Consider the following 16,724-nt stretch of genomic DNA (forward strand, 5'->3'; position numbering starts at 1 on the left):
AATACTGATAGACAAGGAGGTGAATCGCATGTTGACGGTACAACAAGCTGTATTTACAGTTGAAAGCTTAATCAGCAAAGTCCAACAACAAAAGCAGCTCATTACTCACCAACAACAAGTCATTGAGCAACTGTTGAAAGAAAACAAACAGCTACGCAAAGAAAATGAACAACTCAAGTATCGCGTTCAAGAGCTGGAAGCACGCACGAAAAAAAACAGCTCTAATAGCCATTTGCCCCCATCTTCTGACCGTTTTGCCAACACACGTTCTTCTCGTCAACCATCTGGCAACAAGCCAGGCGGACAAGAAGGACATCAAGGAACGACGCTCCGTCAAGTGGAACGTCCACATCATCGTGTCGTCCCACCGTGTGCATACGTGTCAAGGATGTGGAGCTTCTTTGCGTGAAGTCAAACCGTTCAAAGTCGATATCCGTCAAGTGTTTGATGTCCCTCCTGTGGCGATCGAGGTGACACAACATGAACGTGAAGTGAAATCGTGTCCACATTGTCGATGCGTGCAACAAGCCGAATTCCCATCCCATGTCACGAATCATGTGCAATACGGTCCACGGCTCACGGCGCTCGTTGTTTATTTACATCATATCCAATTGATCCCGTACAAGCGTTTAAGTGATACAATCGAAGCGTTATATCAACACTCGATTAGTACGGGAACTCTTGCCAATATGGTGAAACGAGGACGCGAATCGCTGGAATCAAATATGGACATCATCGAAGACGCCTTACTTGAATCCAACATCCTGCATGTCGATGAAACGAGTTTGCGCATCAATGGGAAACTCGCATGGGTGCATGTCGCGTGTACATCGAGATATACATACTTGGCTCCTCACGCTTCTCGTGGAAAAAAAGCGACCGATGATATCGGGATTCTTCCCCGATATGAAGGGACGATGATGCACGATGCGTTCGGTACGTATCCTAAATACACACATGCCACCCATGCCCTTTGTCATGCCCACCATTTGCGTGAGTTAAAAGGATTCATCGAACAAGGGCATACGTGGGCGATGCGCATGACCACGTTTCTGTTAGCCGCCAAGCAAGCCGTCGAAGCCCATCACGGTGCACTTTCCGAAGAAGAAGCGAGACGGTGGGAACGAGTGTATGATCGCATCCTAGAAAGAGCACAACACCGATTAGAAACGATGACGCCTCTTCCGAAAAAAGCACTCGCTTTTGTTCGACGGCTTCAAAAACGAAAGGAAGAAGCGCTGCGTTTCTTACGTGAAGTACATGTTCCCTTTGACAACAACCAAGCCGAACGCGATCTTCGCATGGTCAAAGTCAAAGAGAACATTTCGGGTACGTTTCGCGAAGAAACATTCGCGCAGTCGTTTTGCATCGCAAGAAGCATCGTTTCCACACTGACGAAACACGAAAAAAACGTGTGGGATTCGTTATGTCTTCTGTTGGCAGGCGAAACGATCGATCGAGTTCTTTCCGCTACCTAGGGCATTTTCTATGACCGAAATGCCCTATTTGTGCTGGGCTTTTTTATACACTAGCACTGGGGTGAATAGTTACCAGGGACTTTCTTTTTTTGGAAGATTTCATTTGAAAGCGTTTTTTTCGAAAAATTCTCTTTCTTTTTTTGCGAATCGTGTTAGGATAATAATATCAATGGACTACCAGGAGGCAAAGTGAGGGATGACAATGAAACGCGCGTACAACTTCAACGCCGGCCCGTCAGCGCTGCCGCTTCCGGTGCTTGAGCGGGCGCAAAAAGAGCTCCTTAATTTTCAAAACACCGGCATGTCGGTGATGGAATTAAGCCACCGAAGCAAGGAATACGAGGCTGTCCATAATGCGGCGAAAGAGCGGCTCAAGCGGCTTCTAAATGTGCCGGACGGATATGACATTTTATTTTTGCAAGGCGGGGCGAGCCTGCAGTTTTCCATGGTGCCGATGAACCTCCTCACGGAAGGGAAAATCGGCTGTTATGTGCTGACCGGGGCGTGGTCGGAGAAAGCGCTGAAAGAAGCGCAAAAAATCGGTTTGACAACGGTCGTCGCTTCGAGCAAAGAAGCGAACTACACATACATTCCGCCGCTTGATGACGTCCAATGGCCGAAAAACGCCGCCTATGTCCATATTACGTCAAACAACACGATCTTCGGCACTCAATGGAAGGAATTTCCGAACACGCCGGTTGACTTGGTCGCGGATATGTCGAGCGATATTTTAAGTCGTCCGTTCGATGTCAGTCAATTTGCCCTCATTTACGCCGGGGCGCAGAAAAATCTCGGCCCGTCAGGAGTCACGGTTGTCATTCTCCGCAACGATTTGCTTGAGCGCATTCCGGACGGGCTGCCGACGATGCTTGATTACCGGACGCACCAGAAGAGCAATTCGCTGTACAACACGCCGCCGACGTTTGCGATTTACATGCTGTCGCTCGTGCTCGAATGGGTCGAAGAGCAAGGCGGTGTGGCGGCGATGGAAGAGCGCAGCCAGCAAAAGGCAGCCGTGCTGTATGAGGCGATTGATGAAAGCGGCGGCTTTTACAAACCGCACGCCGAAAAGGGGAGCCGTTCGCTCATGAACGTCACCTTTACGCTTCCAAATGAGGAGCTGACGAGAACGTTCCTCGCCGAGGCGAAAGAACGCGGGTTTGTCGGGCTCGGCGGGCACCGATCGGTTGGCGGCTGCCGGGCGTCGATTTACAACGCGGTGCCGCTTGAGGCGTGCGAAGCGCTCGCGTCGTTCATGAACGAGTTCCGCCGCCGTTTTGCCTGAAAATTTCTTCTTCACTTTTACACTGCAAAGTGATATAATGATAGAAAAATTCTCGAGCAAAAGATATAGACGAGGAGAGATGAGGAGAGATGAGCATGAATGTGAGAGCATTAGTATCGATGGCGCTGTTAGTCGGAATCGGAGCCGTGTTGCACGCGGTCATTCCGGGGTTGTTTTTCGGAATGAAGCCGGATATGATGCTGGCGATGATGTTTTTGGCGATTTTGCTTTTTCCGAACGTCAAAGCGGTCGGCCTTGTCGGCGTCGTCACTGGCTTGATCTCAGCCATGACGACGACGTTCCCGGGCGGACAGCTGCCGAATATGATCGATAAGATCATCACCGCCTTTGTCGTGTTTGCCCTAGCGACTTTGATGAAAGCATACAGCCAAACGGTCATTGGGGCTTCAGTGCTGGCGGCTGTCGGCACCGTCATTTCCGGGGCGGTGTTTTTAACCGCGGCGCTCCTTATTGTTGGGTTGCCGGGTGGAACGACCTTTTCTGCGCTGTTTGTCACGATTGTGCTGCCAACCGCGGCGTTAAATGCGGTGGCCATGGCCATTATCTATCCGATTGCGGCGTCCATTTTCCGGCGGATGAACGTCACAGCACACGTGTAAACGGCAAAAAACCCGATCATGGCTGGTCGGGTTTTTTGCTATCAAAGAGAGAGTAGGAAAAAAATACTTATGCTCTCAGGCGTGTTGATTAACCATTAAAAACCAGTTGAAATCGCTCTATTATCAGCTTTTTCTGCCGTAGTCGGCAAGCGAACCGCTTGCCGACTGGGCATGCTGTACGCATGCCTTCCTCGAACAATGAACGCTTTGCGGGCAAATGACATTTGCCCGCCGGCGTTCTTGTTCGAGGGAAGAGGCAGAAAAGCTTGTGTTCAGTCAAATGATTCTGTGCTTTTAGTAAAATAATGGATCATCAACACTCGTGTTATGCTCCATTTGTTTTTAACGCGTATTAGACATAGCTGAGAAGCCAAGCGGTGAGCAAGCAAATGAACGCTATTCCAATATAGCGCAAAGTCCGTTCTTTCAGCAATGCTTTCGGCGGGTACGCCCGCGCTTTCCATAAGGCGAAAAATGCGTTTATAAAAAGACAGAAAAATAAGAATCCGACAGCGATAAGCAGCCATTGTATATACACCATGGCATTCTCCTCCTGTATGCGCTAAGCGCCTTATGCTTACTACTATGAATATGCAAAAAAAATCATAAAAATAAATACTTTTGTCTTTATTCCTTTTTGTTTTATTGATATAATGGAGAGTAAAAAATACGGTGAGGGAAGAGTGGGTGGAACGATGAAAGCGACAGAACAGCATTATTCCATCAAAGAGGCGATGTTATTCAGCCAACGAATTGCCCAGCTGAGCAAAGCGCTATGGAAATCCATTGAAAAAGATTGGCAACGGTGGATCAAGCCGTTTGACTTGAACATTAACGAACATCACATTTTATGGATCGCCTACCACTTCAAAGGGGCCTCGATTTCGGAAATCGCCAAGTTCGGTGTGATGCATGTGTCGACGGCGTTCAACTTCTCAAAGAAATTAGAAGAAAAAGGATTGCTTTCGTTTTCCAAAAAACAGGATGACAAGCGCAATACGTACATTGAGTTGACGGAAAAAGGCGAAGAAGTGTTGATGAAGCTGATGGAGACGTATGACCCGACGAAAAATGCCGTTTTCAATGGGGCGTTGCCGTTGCGCGAGTTGTACGGAAAGTTTCCAGAAATTTTAGAAATGATGTGCATCGTCCGCAATATTTATGGCGATGATTTCATGGAAATTTTTGAGCGGGCGTTTGAAAACATTAAAGAAGACTTTATCGAGCAGGACGGCAAACTTGTCAAGCGAAAGCCGAAAACGGAAGAGCACGAGAAAGAATTGGCCAGCCAGGCTAACTGATGGTGCGAATGAGCGTTTTCAGCTCGGTCATCAGCGGGACAAACATTTGTTGGGCCAAAAGAGCGTCAACTGTCTGTTCCAGCGGAAGGTTCGGATGAAGCATCCCAGCAAACTGCACGAGCAGGGGAGTGAAAATCGTCAACCCTTCCGCTTTTTGCTGTTCGTATTGGTCGGCAAGCTCTTGGCAAAACGCCAAGAAGGCGTCGACTTCTTCTTTGGTCAAATCCGCGCGGATGATGAGGGAATAAAATGGTTTTTTCGTTTCGTCGATCATTTCCATCAGCAGAGACTGGTGAAATTCCAGCTTGGCCACTCGCTTTTCCAACGATTCCATATATCGTGCTCCTTTTGGTGACGAAAATGTGACCGTTTTTACGTATATTTTACCGAATTTGTGCGCATTCACCAATAGAAAAATCGGTTTGTGTCCGGAAAAAGAAAAATGATTGATTTCCCGCCATGAACGATGTAAAGTTAAAGCCATGGGCGGCGTTTGGCGAAGAATCAAAGAGGAGGGGAACAGTTTTGGTGCTTTCTTTCATCCTCCTGGCGGTTGTGGTCTTATTTTTTATCAACCAGCTCACACACTCGCTTTGCGCGCAGCGTGACATCCCGGAGGAGCAGCAGCCGGCGGTTTTTCGCACGATCAATGTCCTGATTACGATTTTATTAATCTCTTCTTACTTTGAAGTGTTGTTTACATAACTTTTCTCTCTTCTAACGGTTGATGCGGGGATTGTTATGTTTTCCTTTTGATGGAGCGAGTTCCATTGTCGTTGCCTCTCCCTTCGTTTCAAGGAAGGCGGCAAAAAAAGGGTGCTCCTTTTGCGGGAGCACCCTCTTTCGTTTAGTAGATGACGCAGGCGCAGCCGACAATGATTAACAAAATAAACAGCACAACAATCAACGCAAAGCCTCCGGAATAAGGTGCGCTCATCGTAACACCCCCTTTCGGCAAGAAGAAGCCTGTCGAGCGCTTCATCCTCATCATATGTATGGCAAGCGTGCATGTTATGGGCGGATGACTAAAGCGGAAAGAGGTTTTTTTTTCGTTGGAAATATGGTATAGTTATTGTCGTGGCTGAAGAGGCGAGCATGTTGTTTCTTGGGCGCGCTTGGGCGCCATTCGATCCGCGCCGCTTGAAAGCGTGGGAACATTCAATCGAAAAAAGATGTAGGAGTTGTGAAGCGAATGAAAAAATGGATGATGGCCGCTGCCGTCGTTTCGCTCATGGCTTTGTCGGCCTGCAGCAACGACGGTTCGGAAGCGATTGTGGAAACGAAAAACGGCAATATTACGAAAGACGAATTTTATAATGAGATGAAAGAGCGCGTCGGCAAATCCGTCCTTCGTGATTTGATTGACGAAAAAGTGTTGAGCAAAAAATACAAGGTAACCGATGAAGAGATCGACCGCGAAATCGAACGAATCAAGGAGGCGTATGGAACGCAATATGATTTGGCCGTGCAGCAGAACGGAGAAAAAGTGATCCGCGAAATGGTCAAGCTCGATTTGCTGCGGACGAAAGCGGCCGTTGAAGACATAAAAGTGACGGAGAAAGAGCTGAAGGAGTATTATGACAACTACAAACCGAAAATTCGTGCCAGCCATATTTTGGTCAAAGATGAAAAAACAGCAAAAGAAGTAAAGGCGAAGCTTGATAAAGGCGAGGATTTCGCCAAGTTGGCCAAAGAATACTCCCAAGATCCAGGCTCGGCGTCCAACGGCGGCGATTTAGGCTGGTTTGGCCCAGGGAAAATGGTCAAGGAGTTTGAAGAAGCCGCCTATAAGCTGAAAGTCGGCGAAGTGAGCGATCCGGTGAAAACGGATTACGGCTACCATATCATTAAAGTGACGGACAAAGAAAAGAAAAAGTCGTTCAACGAAATGAAAGACGAAATTGCGTTTGAAGTCAAACGGAACAAGCTTGATCCTACGACGATGCAGTCAAAAGTGGACAAACTGGTGAAAGATGCCGGTGTTGAGATCAAAGACAAAGATTTGCAAGATGTAATCGGGCAGCAAGGAAAACAGTAAAAAACGGAAGCAGAACATCCCTGCTTCCGTTTTTTTATTTGTGGGCTTGACCTTTCTGCTGTTCAACAACGGGAGATCAGCCGAGCTGTTCGCGAATGGCGGCCGCGATCGCCTGCAGGTCAGCGGGCGTATAGTCGCTTGCATGCGACTTCCAGACCGCGCCAAACCCATCCCCTTTGCCGTAGCGTGGAATGAGGTGAAGATGGTAATGGAACACTGTCTGCCCCGCTTGCTCGCCATTGTTGTTCAGTAAGTTGAGCCCGACCGGGGAAAATGCTCGCCTGAGTGCATTGGCAATCGTCGGCACTGCGCGAAACAGTTGGCTGGCCGCCTCCGACGTGAGGGTGAAAATGTTTTCCGTATGTACTTTCGGGATGACAAGCGTATGCCCTTTTGTCACTTGGCTGATGTCCAAAAACGCGAGCACATGGTCGTCTTCGTACACTTTCGCCGCGGGCAATTCGCCGTTAATGATTTTGCAAAAAATGCAATCGCTCACTGTGGTCACCCTTTCTTTCCTGTTTTCTTCATTTTACCATAAAAAAACCGGGATGTAATCCCGCAACGCAGGTTACATCCCGGTTGGTGAAAAGGGGAGAGGATGATTCAAGCAAATGTGCGTTTGATGAACACCCCATTTGCGGCAAAAGTTGGTTCGGCGTGAGCGCTTCCTTTGTTCAACGTGACCATCCCCTTTGGACAGGCTCGTTGCTTCCCAGCAACGAATGCGATGGTCGCTCCCTAGGAACGTTTACAACGTTTTGCAGCTCACAACGGCGTCTTTGACGAACACCCCATTTCGGATGGATCGTTCATCAACTTTTTGATTCCTCATCCCCTCTTCGCTATTTATCATGCCCGGCTTGAGTGAGTTTATGCAAAAGAACGGTGTGATCTTTTTTTGGTAAGCGAGGCTATGGTTTGGTACAATGGGGATAAACGCCAGAACGGAAAGGGGGCGGACGATGACACTTTTGCAGGTGAAGGATCTATCCGGAGGCTATACGGCGCAAAACGTGCTTGAAGACGTGACGTTTGTGGTCGACCGCGGTGAAATGGTCGCCTTGATCGGCTTAAATGGAGCCGGCAAAAGCACGACGATCAAACATATTATCGGTTTGATGGAACCGCGCCGCGGTGCGATTTCCATCAGCGGCCATCGGCTTGCGGACGGGCCGGAAACGTATCGGAGGCAGTTTGCTTTTATCCCGGAAACGCCGGTGTTGTATGAAGAATTGACGCTTGAGGAACATTTGCGTCTAGCGGCGATGGCGTACGGGCTGAGAGAAGCGGAGTATGAACGCCGCCTTCCGCCGCTGCTTCGCGAGTTTCGATTGGAGCGGCGGCTTTCCTCGTTTCCGGCTCACTTTTCAAAAGGAATGAAGCAAAAAGTCATGATTGTATGCGCCTTTTTGCTTGAACCGCCGCTTTATATCATCGATGAGCCGTTTCTCGGCCTCGATCCGCTTGCCATTCACGCCCTGCTTGAGCGAATGAACGAACAGAAAGCGAAGGGAGCGGGCATTTTGCTGTCGACGCACATTTTAGCGACGGCAGAGCGGTATTGCGACTCATTCGTTATTTTGCACAAAGGCCGCGTCAAAGCCAAAGGGACGCTTGATGACATTCGCCGCCAGTTCGGGCTGCGGGGGGCGTCGCTTGATGAGCTGTACATCGAATTGACAAAGGACGATGAGCTATGATTGACGCCCGCCGTCTTTGGAAGCAGCGTTTCCAAGCGGAATGGCGAAAACGGATCCGCTACTTGCGCTATATGTTCAACGACCATTTGCTCGTCGGTTTGATCATCGTGCTTGGCGGCATAGCGGTGATGTACGAGCGCTGGGCGGCGGCGCTTCCTGACTCGTTTCCGTATCCGGCTATTGCGGCGGTCGTGTTCGGCTGGGCGGCGGCCGCCGGGTCGGTGCGCACCTTGTTCCGCGAGGCGGATACGGTGTTTTTATTGCCGGCGGAAGAACGGCTGGGGCCGTATATTCAGCGGGCGTTTTTGTTCTCATGGTTATGGCAGGCGTACGGCCTTTCTTTGCTTTTGCTGTTGGCGGGTCCATTGCATGCTCGCTTTTCCCCGGTGCCGTGGCCGCTTTTTTTGCTCGGCCTTTTTTGTTTCAAAGGATGGAGCTTATGGGCCGCTTGGAAAGGAAGCTATATCGCTGAGCCGTCTTTTCACCGCTTTGGCGCATTCGCCCGCTTCAGCTTAGCGGCGGTGTTCGTTTATTTGGCGCTGGCGGCGGCGCCATGGCCGTTGTTTGTCGTTGTCGTCGGGCTGATGGCCGCTCTTTCCATCTATTTGTCACGGTTGGTGAGAGGGAAAACGTGGAAATGGGAACGGATCATCGCCGAAGAACAGCGAGCGGCAACGGCGTTTTACCGGCTGGCCAACTTGTTTACCGACGTTCCGGAATGGCGGGAGGCGGCGAAGCGGCGGCGCTGGCTTGATCCGCTGCTCGCTTTGATACCGTACGACGAGCGGCATGTGTTTTTTCATTTGTATGCCCGCACGTTTTTGCGCGCCGGCGGGTATGCTGGTCTGTATGTACGCCTCACCGCCATTGGAAGCGTCATGCTGGCTGTGATCGATCACGAATACGGGCGGGCGGCCATCGCATTTTTGTTTCTTTACGCGACCGCTGTTCAACTGGCCGCGCTGCCTTCCCATCATCGCTACTCGCTATGGCCGCGGCTGTACCCGTTGCCGCAGGCGCAACCGGGTGCTGCGGCGGTTCGGTTGCTTTCCATTCTGCTGATTGGGCAAAATACGATATTTCATCTCGTACTGTTGGCTGTTTCCCCGCGTCTTCTTTGGCTCGCCACTTGGCTTGGCGGAAACATATGGGGGCTTTGGACGGCAGGGCGGTACGTGCGCCTGCGGCGTGGGCAGAAGGCCGGACGCTAGCGCTGTTTGCGCTGGCGCCGGCGTTTTTCGTTCTCGACGGACTGCTGTGGCTTTCACACCTTTTTTCCCGCTTCATATGCTGTAGTACACCGGCCTGGGCGCATGTCCACAGGGTCGGGCTCGAAGTCGGGAAGAAAGGGGAATGGTTCATGGGTGTAGAGCTTGTGGCGCTGCACTGGATTTACTTGCTGTTTATTGTGCTCATTATTGGGTTTATGGTCGCCCGCAAAGATACATCGCTCATTTGCATTGCCGGCATCTTTTTATTGGCGGCGGTCGCCACCCATTCGTTGAACGCGGCGGTCAGCGGGGTGTTTAACAGCTTTATTTACGCCATTACGGAGCTATTGCCGACGATTTTAGTCATCTCTATTATTGTGGCGATGAGCAAAGTGTTGTCGGCCACCGGCATCAATGATGTCATGGTTTCGCCGTTTGTCCGCTTCATCCGTACGCCGGCTTGGGCGTATTGGACGATCGGGATTTTGATGATGGTCATTTCTTGGTTTTTCTGGCCGTCCCCGTCCGTTGCCCTCATGGGGGCGGTTCTGTTGCCGGCAGCGGTCCGCGTCGGTCTGCCGGCGTTGGGAGTGGCGATGGCGATGAACTTGTTCGGGCATGGCATCGCGCTTTCCGGCGATTTTATCATCCAAGGGGCGCCGAAATTAACGGCCGATGCCGCCGGGCTGCCGGTCGGCGATGTCATTGCTGCCAGCGTGCCGCTTGTTTTTGTAATGGGGGTCGTCACAACGGTTACCGCGTTTTACTTGCTGCGCCGTGACATGAAGCGAGGGCTACTTGCAAGCGGGGAGGCGGAAATGGCTGCAACGGTCGATTCAACGCTGGAAAAAACAAGCCATTTACTGACGGGACAAACGAAAAAATGGCTCGCGCTGTTGATTCCGATTTTGTTTGCCCTTGATGTCATCGCGATGTTTTATTTGCGGTTGCAAGGCGGGGAAGCGACCTCCTTGGTCGGTGGAACGGCGATTTTCATTTTGATTCTCATCTCCGTTCTCGCCCATCGGCAAGAAAGCTTTGCGGAAGTGACGAATTACTTTATAGAAGGGTTCCAATTCGGATTTAAAGTATTCGGCCCCGTTATTCCGATCGCCGCGTTTTTCTATCTTGGCGATGCTGGGTTTGTGAAAATCATCGGCGACTATTTGCCGCAGGCATCGCAAGGCATCGTCAACGATTTAGGGGTTGCCTTGGCTCATGCGGTGCCGCTGAACAATGAGGTGGGGGCGGTCACGCTCACGATCGTCGGGGCGATTACTGGTCTTGACGGCTCCGGGTTTTCTGGCATCTCGCTCGCCGGTTCGGTCGCCCATTTGTTTTCTGTAGCGATCGGCGGCGGAACGGCGACGTTGACGGCGCTCGGTCAAATTGCTGCCATTTGGGTCGGCGGCGGCACGCTCGTTCCATGGGCGCTCATTCCGGCGGCAGCGATCTGCGGGGTCGACCCGTTTGAGCTGGCGCGCCGCAACCTCATTCCTGTTGCTGTCGGCTTGGTGGTTACGACCGTTGTCGCCATGTTTCTCATCTGAAACGAAAGCTGTCCCGTGCGGCCGGGGCAGCTTTTTTGCTATAATGGGCATGGACTTAAAAATCGGTCGATTTTTTGACAGTTCGCCTTCTTCTCTATACATTGGGTACGGAAAGCTGTATAGTGAAAAGGAGATAGGCAACGTTTAAAGGTAAGAAAACGCGAAACCGTTGACGGGATTGTGAGGAAAGAAAGGCGGATGGAGATGACTAGACAGATCAACGATACATTTTTGCGCGCCTGCCGCGGCGAACAAACATCGTACGTGCCGGTTTGGTATATGCGGCAAGCCGGACGGTCGCAACCAGAGTATCGGGCGCTGAAAGAAAAATATTCGCTGTTTGAAATTACGCATCAACCGGAGCTTTGCGCGTACGTCACGAGACTTCCAGTTGAGCAATATGGCGTCGATGCCGCCATTTTATATAAAGACATTATGACACCGCTGCCGGCCATTGGCGTGGACGTCGAGATTCAGGGCGGCGTCGGGCCGGTGATCGCGAATCCGATTCGCTCGCTTCAAGACGTCGAGCGGCTTGGGGAGATTGATCCAGAACATGATGTGCCGTATGTGTTTGAAACGATTCGGCTCCTTGTCAACGAACAGTTGGATGTGCCGCTCATCGGGTTTGCCGGGGCGCCGTTTACGTTGGCGAGCTACATGATTGAAGGCGGTCCGTCAAAAAATTATCATAAGACGAAAGCGTTCATGTATGCTGAACCGAAAGCGTGGTTCGCCTTAATGGACAAGCTCGCTGAGATGACGATTCGTTATGTGCGGGCGCAAATTCGGGCAGGGGCAAGCGCCGTGCAAATTTTTGATTCTTGGGTTGGCGCCGTCAATGCTGACGATTACCGGACGTTTATCAAGCCGGCGATGGCGCGCATTTTTGCCGCTTTGCGGGAAGAAGGGGCTCCGCTCATTATGTTTGGCGTCGGCGCCAGTCACTTAGTGCATGAGTGGAACGACTTGCCGCTTGATGTCATCGGCCTTGACTGGCGGCTGTCGATTCGCGAAGCGCGTCGCCAAGGCATTGCGAAAGCCATTCAAGGCAACTTGGATCCGGCGGTGCTTCTTGCGCCGTGGGACGTGATCGAAGAACGGGTGAAGCGCATTTTGGACGAAGGGATGGAACGGCCGGGCTACATCTTCAACTTAGGCCACGGCATTTTTCCGGATGTTCAGCCGGCGACACTGAAGCGTCTGACCGCTTTTATCCACGAATATACGTCAACGAACTAAACGAGGGGGTGGCACAATGGTGAAAAAAAAGGTGGGGCTGCTCGTGATGGCGTACGGAACGCCGTACCGGGAAGATGATATTGAACGGTATTATACGCACATTCGCCATGGGCGCAAGCCGCCGCAAGAACAAATCGAGGATTTAAAAGCGCGCTACCGGGCGATCGGCGGGTTGTCGCCGCTTGCTAAAATTACGGAAGAGCAGGCGAAACGGCTCGAGGAGCGGCTGAACGAAGTGCAAGATGAAGTCGAGTTTCGCATGTATTTAGGGCTCAAACATATTGAGCCGTTCATTGAGGATGCCGTCGAGCGCATGCATGATGACGGCATCAAAGAAGCGGTCGGGATCGTCCTAGCGCCCCATTATTCCACATTCAGCATTCGCTCGTACAATGAGCGGGCGAAAGCGGCAGCGGAAAAGCTCGGCGGGCCGACCATTTACACGATTGATCAATGGTATGACGAGCCGAAGTTTTTGCAATATTGGGCGGAACAAGTGCGAGCGATTTTTGCCGCCATGCCGGAACGTGAGCGGGAGCGAGCTGTGCTGATCGTATCCGCACATAGTTTGCCGGAAAAAATTATTCAAGCCGGTGACCCGTATCCAACGCAGCTCGAAGATACAGCGAAACGAATTGCTGATCAAGCCGGCGTCGCCCACTATGCCGTCGGCTGGCAAAGCGCCGGTCAGACGCCGGAACCATGGCTTGGGCCGGACGTGCAAGACTTGACGCGCCAGCTTTACGAAGAGCGCGGCTATACGTCGTTCGTTTACGCGCCGGTCGGTTTTGTCGCCGACCATTTGGAAGTGTTGTATGACAACGACATTGAGTGCAAACAGGTGACGGAAGAGATCGGCGCCCGCTATTACCGACCGGAGATGCCCAACACGAATCCATTGTTTATTGATGCATTGGCGTCGGTTGTGTTAAAGCGGTGGGCGGAAGAAGGCGATCGACATGAATGAAGGGCAACGGACGGTCGTCATCATTGGCGGCGGCATTACCGGCTTGACGGCTGCTTACTACTTGCAAAAAGCGATTCGAGAGCAACGCCTCCCACTTGCATGCAAACTTGTCGAGGCGACGCACCGGCTCGGCGGAAAAGTGCAGACGGTCGTCCGCGACGGTTTTGTCATTGAACGCGGTCCAGACTCGTTTTTGGCGCGGAAAACGAGCGCGTTTCGCCTTGTGAAGGAAGTCGGCCTTGAACATGAGATCGTTCATAACGCGACCGGAACATCGTACATTTTGGTCAACGGCAAACTCTATCCAATTCCGGGCGGAGCGGTGATGGGCATTCCGACGCGCATCACCCCGTTTTTAACGACCGGACTGTTTTCCCCAGCCGGCAAGCTGCGGGCGGCGCTTGACTTTGTGCTGCCGCCGGTGAAAGTCGATGGTGATATGCCGCTTGGCCGCTTCTTCCGCCGCCGCCTCGGCGATGAGGTGGTGGACAATCTCATCGAACCGCTGCTTTCCGGCATTTACGCCGGCGACATCGATGAGATGAGCCTAATGGCGACGTTTCCACAGTTTTTTCAGCTTGAGCAAAAATACGGAAGCCTTGTCCGTGGAGCGAGACGAACGACGCCGAAAGAGCAAAAAGAGCGGAAAGGGGCGTTCCAGACGTTAAAAACGGGCTTGCAGTCGCTCGTTGATGAAGTGGAAAAACGGCTTGAGCCGGGCAGCGTCATCAAAGGGGTGCGTGTCGAGCGGATCGTTCGCACCGATTCGGCGTATCGGCTGCAACTGAGCACAGGAGAGGTGTGGGGGGCAGACGGCATCATCGTGACAACACCGCATCATGTTGTGCCTGACATGTTCGCTGACTATCCGTTTTTCGCCCCGTTCCGTTCAGTGCCGCTGACGTCGGTGGCGACGGTGGCGCTCGCATTCCCGGAGGAGGCGATCCGCCAAGACATTGACGGCACCGGGTTTGTCGTTTCGCGCCGCAGCGATTACACGATGACGGCGTGCACATGGACGCATAAAAAATGGCCGCACACCGCGCCGCCTGGCAAGGCGCTCTTGCGCGGCTACGTCGGGCGCCCGGGCGATGAGGAGATCGTCGACCAACCTGATGATGAGATCGTCCGCGTTGTATTGGATGATTTAAATAAAGTGATGAATATTGCCGGCCAACCGGAGTTCGCCGTCATCTCGCGCTGGAAGCGGGCCATGCCGCAATACACGGTCGGGCACCGCGAGCGGCTGGCGCACATTAAACGGCAGATGGGCGATGCGCTGCCGGGGGTGTTTTTGGCCGGCAGCTCATACGAAGGGCTCGGATTGCCGGATTGCATTGACCAAGGCGAAAAAGCGGCCCGCGATGTGCTTGAGTACTTGCAGCCGACAGCGGTGGAGCGAGCATCTACTATGTATAGCAGCGTCCATTAACAAACAATTTGTAAACGGCCGAACGGTTCGCCGCTTCCGTTCGATGGCGGACGCTCGCCCGCCCGTCTTTTTCGTATGAAAATACATACGCCTTGAGCGGCCATGTTCATGCCTGGGGAAAAGTGCAAAAATGGCTCATGGATGTTTTCCGTGAAAATGCGAGTGTATGGAGTTTCCGTTTTCATGCCGAGTGGAGCGCAAAACGCGCGCATGGGTGTTTTATGTGGCAGTTTTACGCCTTCAGATGGCGGGAAGCGATTGGCTTCCGATGCACAAGGCCATGCTCGTTTCAACCTTTACATCGAGGCTGATTCATGATATGATTAATACGGATTGACCAAATTGTTCATTTAGTCAGTTTGAAGGATGAGGAGTATGGCAAGCGACCGCAAACGGCAAATCATCGAAGCGGCGGCCCAATCGTTTGCTGCCTTTGGCTACAAAGCGACGACGATGGAGCAGATCGCCAAGCTCGCCAACGTCGGCAAGGGGACGATCTACACGTTTTTTAAAAGCAAAGAGGAACTGCTCGATGAAATCGTCTCCGGATTGATTGTGGAAATCAAGGCGGAAGCGGAGCTGGCGATGGACTCGTCGCTGCCGTTTTCCGAAAACGTCCACCGCGCCTTGTACCGCATTTTGGAATTTCGCCAGCGCCATCAGCTGACGGCGAAGCTGCTTCAAGAAGTGCGCAATATCGGTACGGCGGCGGTGCAAGAAGTGCTTGCCAAACTGGACAGGGCAATGGTCGAATTCATTCGGCAAAAAATTGATGCGGCGGTGGAAAAAGGGGAGATTCGCCCGTGCAATTCGGAAATTACGGCGTTTTTGATGCTCAAGACGTACATCGCCTTGATCGTCGATTGGGAAAAAGATCATGAACCGTTGACAAAAGAACAAATTGCTGAATTGTTTACGCTCTATTTTTTGCAAGGATTGTCGAGGTAGATGATCCTCTTTTTTTGTTGAAAATTGACCATATGGACAATTTGGTCATCTGTACAAAGGAGGGAGCGCCATATGCTGTGAAAAGAGCTGCGGGCCATCGTGCTCCGCCCGAAAGTGTTTATCCTGATCCTTGCTGTTCTGTTCATTCCTCTTCTGTACAGCGGGTCGTTTTTATGGGCGTTTTGGGACCCATACGGTCATTTGGACCGCCTGCCGGTCGCTGTCGTCAATGAAGACCAAGGAGCTAAGCTTGACGGCGAACCGATGCATCTTGGCGACGATGTCGTCAAGCGGCTGAAGGAAAAACATTCATTTGCTTGGCATTTGTTCACTTGGATCATCAGCATAACGTTTATGATGATCGTTCAATTCCTTGTCACCGTGTTTGACAATCCGGGCCGGTTTCTTGCCATTTTGCTATTGATTACCCAGCTAGTTGGAAGCGCCGGCACGTATCCGATTGAGCTCGTTCCGAGTGCGTTGCAGTCGCTCCATCCGTGACTGCCGATGACCCATGCGATCCGCGGGTTGCGAGCGGTCATTTCAAGCGGTGATTTTTCGGTCATGTGGAAGGAAACAACGATATTGCTTGCGACAGCCGCGGTCTTTGCCTTGGCGACGCTCGCGTATTTTCTCCTTCTGTATCGCCGCCGTTATGCGGTATGGACGGAAACGGAAACAGCGGCTCAAGTGTGATGATTGAACCATAAAGTCCGTCTCGAAGGCGTCCCAAAAAGATTGGGACGCCTTTCGTATTGGCCAATATCCGGGATCAAACAATGGGCGGAAAATGGCTGAAAGGAAAACCGTTTGCTAGGACGGGAGGTTGCTTTTTGCAGATGGGCCGCCATAGAACAGATGTGTGCGATGGCAGTCCCGAGGTTAGCAAAAAAATGCCTCCTAGCTGGAGGCAGTAAAGAGAAAAGGCAGGCTGCATCGGGGAACAGCC

Annotated in this window: 18 protein-coding genes and 1 pseudogene; 15 read left to right on the forward strand and 4 right to left on the reverse strand. The window is 51.7% G+C overall.

Going from position 1 to position 16,724, the window contains the following annotated elements:
• Positions 1 to 28: 28 nt before the first annotated feature.
• The 3 genes and pseudogenes from DI44_RS0116940 to DI44_RS12960 all read left to right on the forward strand — a co-directional run bounded on the left by DI44_RS0116940 (position 29) and on the right by DI44_RS12960 (position 3,383).
• Positions 29 to 1,478 (forward strand): annotated as a pseudogene (locus tag DI44_RS0116940) (IS66-like element ISGst1 family transposase).
• 202 nt (positions 1,479 to 1,680) lie between these two features.
• A complete protein-coding gene (gene serC, locus DI44_RS12965) occupies positions 1,681 to 2,763 on the forward strand; it encodes a 3-phosphoserine/phosphohydroxythreonine transaminase (RefSeq protein ID WP_033024819.1) in 1,083 nt (360 codons plus the stop codon).
• Positions 2,764 to 2,858: 95 nt separating this feature from the next.
• Entirely contained in the window at positions 2,859 to 3,383 is a 525-nt protein-coding gene (locus DI44_RS12960; protein ID WP_033005728.1) for a tryptophan transporter, read from the forward strand.
• A 352-nt stretch (positions 3,384 to 3,735) separates the two neighbouring features.
• On the opposite strand, the gene DI44_RS12955 is transcribed toward DI44_RS12960, so the two are convergent.
• Positions 3,736 to 3,924: a hypothetical protein gene (locus DI44_RS12955; protein ID WP_013146234.1), complete on the reverse strand. Its 189-nt coding sequence runs from the start codon at positions 3,922 to 3,924 to the stop codon at positions 3,736 to 3,738.
• Between the two features lie 154 nt (positions 3,925 to 4,078).
• On the opposite strand from DI44_RS12955, the gene DI44_RS12950 reads away from it, so the two are divergent.
• Positions 4,079 to 4,684 (forward strand): HTH-type transcriptional regulator Hpr, encoded by a 606-nt coding sequence (locus DI44_RS12950; protein WP_011230156.1) that lies wholly within the window; start codon positions 4,079 to 4,081, stop codon positions 4,682 to 4,684.
• Here DI44_RS12950 and DI44_RS12945 read toward each other — a convergent pair.
• Positions 4,677 to 5,018: a YhaI family protein gene (locus DI44_RS12945; RefSeq protein ID WP_011230157.1), complete on the reverse strand. Its 342-nt coding sequence runs from the start codon at positions 5,016 to 5,018 to the stop codon at positions 4,677 to 4,679. The genes DI44_RS12950 and DI44_RS12945 overlap by 8 nt on opposite strands.
• Before the next feature lie 191 nt (positions 5,019 to 5,209).
• On the opposite strand from DI44_RS12945, the gene DI44_RS12940 reads away from it, so the two are divergent.
• Entirely contained in the window at positions 5,210 to 5,389 is a 180-nt protein-coding gene (locus tag DI44_RS12940; RefSeq protein ID WP_033006720.1) for a hypothetical protein, read from the forward strand.
• A gap of 142 nt (positions 5,390 to 5,531) precedes the next feature.
• Here the strand turns inward: DI44_RS12940 and DI44_RS17765 are convergent, their stop codons facing one another.
• Complete coding sequence (locus DI44_RS17765; protein ID WP_021322511.1) at positions 5,532 to 5,621, reverse strand: YjcZ family sporulation protein; 90 nt, start codon at positions 5,619 to 5,621, stop codon at positions 5,532 to 5,534.
• 255 nt (positions 5,622 to 5,876) lie between these two features.
• Here DI44_RS17765 and DI44_RS12935 point away from each other — a divergent pair, with 255 nt between their 5' ends.
• Positions 5,877 to 6,722 (forward strand): peptidylprolyl isomerase, encoded by an 846-nt coding sequence (locus DI44_RS12935; protein WP_015374039.1) that lies wholly within the window; start codon positions 5,877 to 5,879, stop codon positions 6,720 to 6,722.
• A gap of 76 nt (positions 6,723 to 6,798) precedes the next feature.
• Here the strand turns inward: DI44_RS12935 and DI44_RS12930 are convergent, their stop codons facing one another.
• The gene (locus tag DI44_RS12930; RefSeq protein ID WP_033024796.1) at positions 6,799 to 7,221 is read right to left on the reverse strand and encodes an HIT family protein; all 423 of its coding nucleotides are present in this window, start codon (positions 7,219 to 7,221) and stop codon (positions 6,799 to 6,801) included.
• Between the two features lie 466 nt (positions 7,222 to 7,687).
• Between DI44_RS12930 and DI44_RS12925 the strand changes: the two genes are divergently transcribed.
• The 9 genes from DI44_RS12925 (at position 7,688) to DI44_RS19090 (ending at position 16,471) form a co-directional block, all read left to right on the forward strand.
• Positions 7,688 to 8,425: an ABC transporter ATP-binding protein gene (locus DI44_RS12925; RefSeq protein ID WP_033024797.1), complete on the forward strand. Its 738-nt coding sequence runs from the start codon at positions 7,688 to 7,690 to the stop codon at positions 8,423 to 8,425.
• On the forward strand, positions 8,422 to 9,636 hold the full coding sequence (locus DI44_RS12920; RefSeq protein ID WP_033024798.1) for an ABC transporter permease: 1,215 nt from the start codon (positions 8,422 to 8,424) through the stop codon (positions 9,634 to 9,636). The genes DI44_RS12925 and DI44_RS12920 overlap by 4 nt, the downstream gene beginning before the upstream one ends.
• A gap of 149 nt (positions 9,637 to 9,785) precedes the next feature.
• On the forward strand, positions 9,786 to 11,186 hold the full coding sequence (locus DI44_RS12915; protein ID WP_033024799.1) for a hypothetical protein: 1,401 nt from the start codon (positions 9,786 to 9,788) through the stop codon (positions 11,184 to 11,186).
• Between the two features lie 204 nt (positions 11,187 to 11,390).
• Complete coding sequence (gene hemE / locus DI44_RS12910) at positions 11,391 to 12,428, forward strand: uroporphyrinogen decarboxylase (protein ID WP_033024820.1); 1,038 nt, start codon at positions 11,391 to 11,393, stop codon at positions 12,426 to 12,428.
• Positions 12,429 to 12,444: 16 nt separating this feature from the next.
• Positions 12,445 to 13,395 carry a ferrochelatase gene (gene hemH / locus DI44_RS12905; protein WP_033024800.1) on the forward strand — a complete coding sequence of 317 codons (951 nt, stop codon included), beginning with the start codon at positions 12,445 to 12,447 and terminating at the stop codon, positions 13,393 to 13,395.
• Positions 13,388 to 14,827 carry a protoporphyrinogen oxidase gene (gene hemY / locus DI44_RS12900; protein ID WP_033024801.1) on the forward strand — a complete coding sequence of 480 codons (1,440 nt, stop codon included), beginning with the start codon at positions 13,388 to 13,390 and terminating at the stop codon, positions 14,825 to 14,827. Before hemH ends, hemY begins: the two co-directional genes overlap by 8 nt.
• A gap of 375 nt (positions 14,828 to 15,202) precedes the next feature.
• On the forward strand, positions 15,203 to 15,775 hold the full coding sequence (locus tag DI44_RS12890) for a TetR/AcrR family transcriptional regulator (RefSeq protein ID WP_033024803.1): 573 nt from the start codon (positions 15,203 to 15,205) through the stop codon (positions 15,773 to 15,775).
• A gap of 99 nt (positions 15,776 to 15,874) precedes the next feature.
• Entirely contained in the window at positions 15,875 to 16,276 is a 402-nt protein-coding gene (locus DI44_RS19085; protein WP_198527185.1) for a YhgE/Pip family protein, read from the forward strand.
• 6 nt (positions 16,277 to 16,282) lie between these two features.
• Positions 16,283 to 16,471 (forward strand): hypothetical protein, encoded by a 189-nt coding sequence (locus tag DI44_RS19090; RefSeq protein WP_198527186.1) that lies wholly within the window; start codon positions 16,283 to 16,285, stop codon positions 16,469 to 16,471.
• The last annotated feature ends 253 nt before the right edge of the window (positions 16,472 to 16,724 follow it).

Origin of the sequence: Geobacillus sp. CAMR5420 (genome assembly GCF_000691465.1) — a bacterium.
Taxonomy (GTDB): domain Bacteria; phylum Bacillota; class Bacilli; order Bacillales; family Anoxybacillaceae; genus Geobacillus; species Geobacillus thermoleovorans.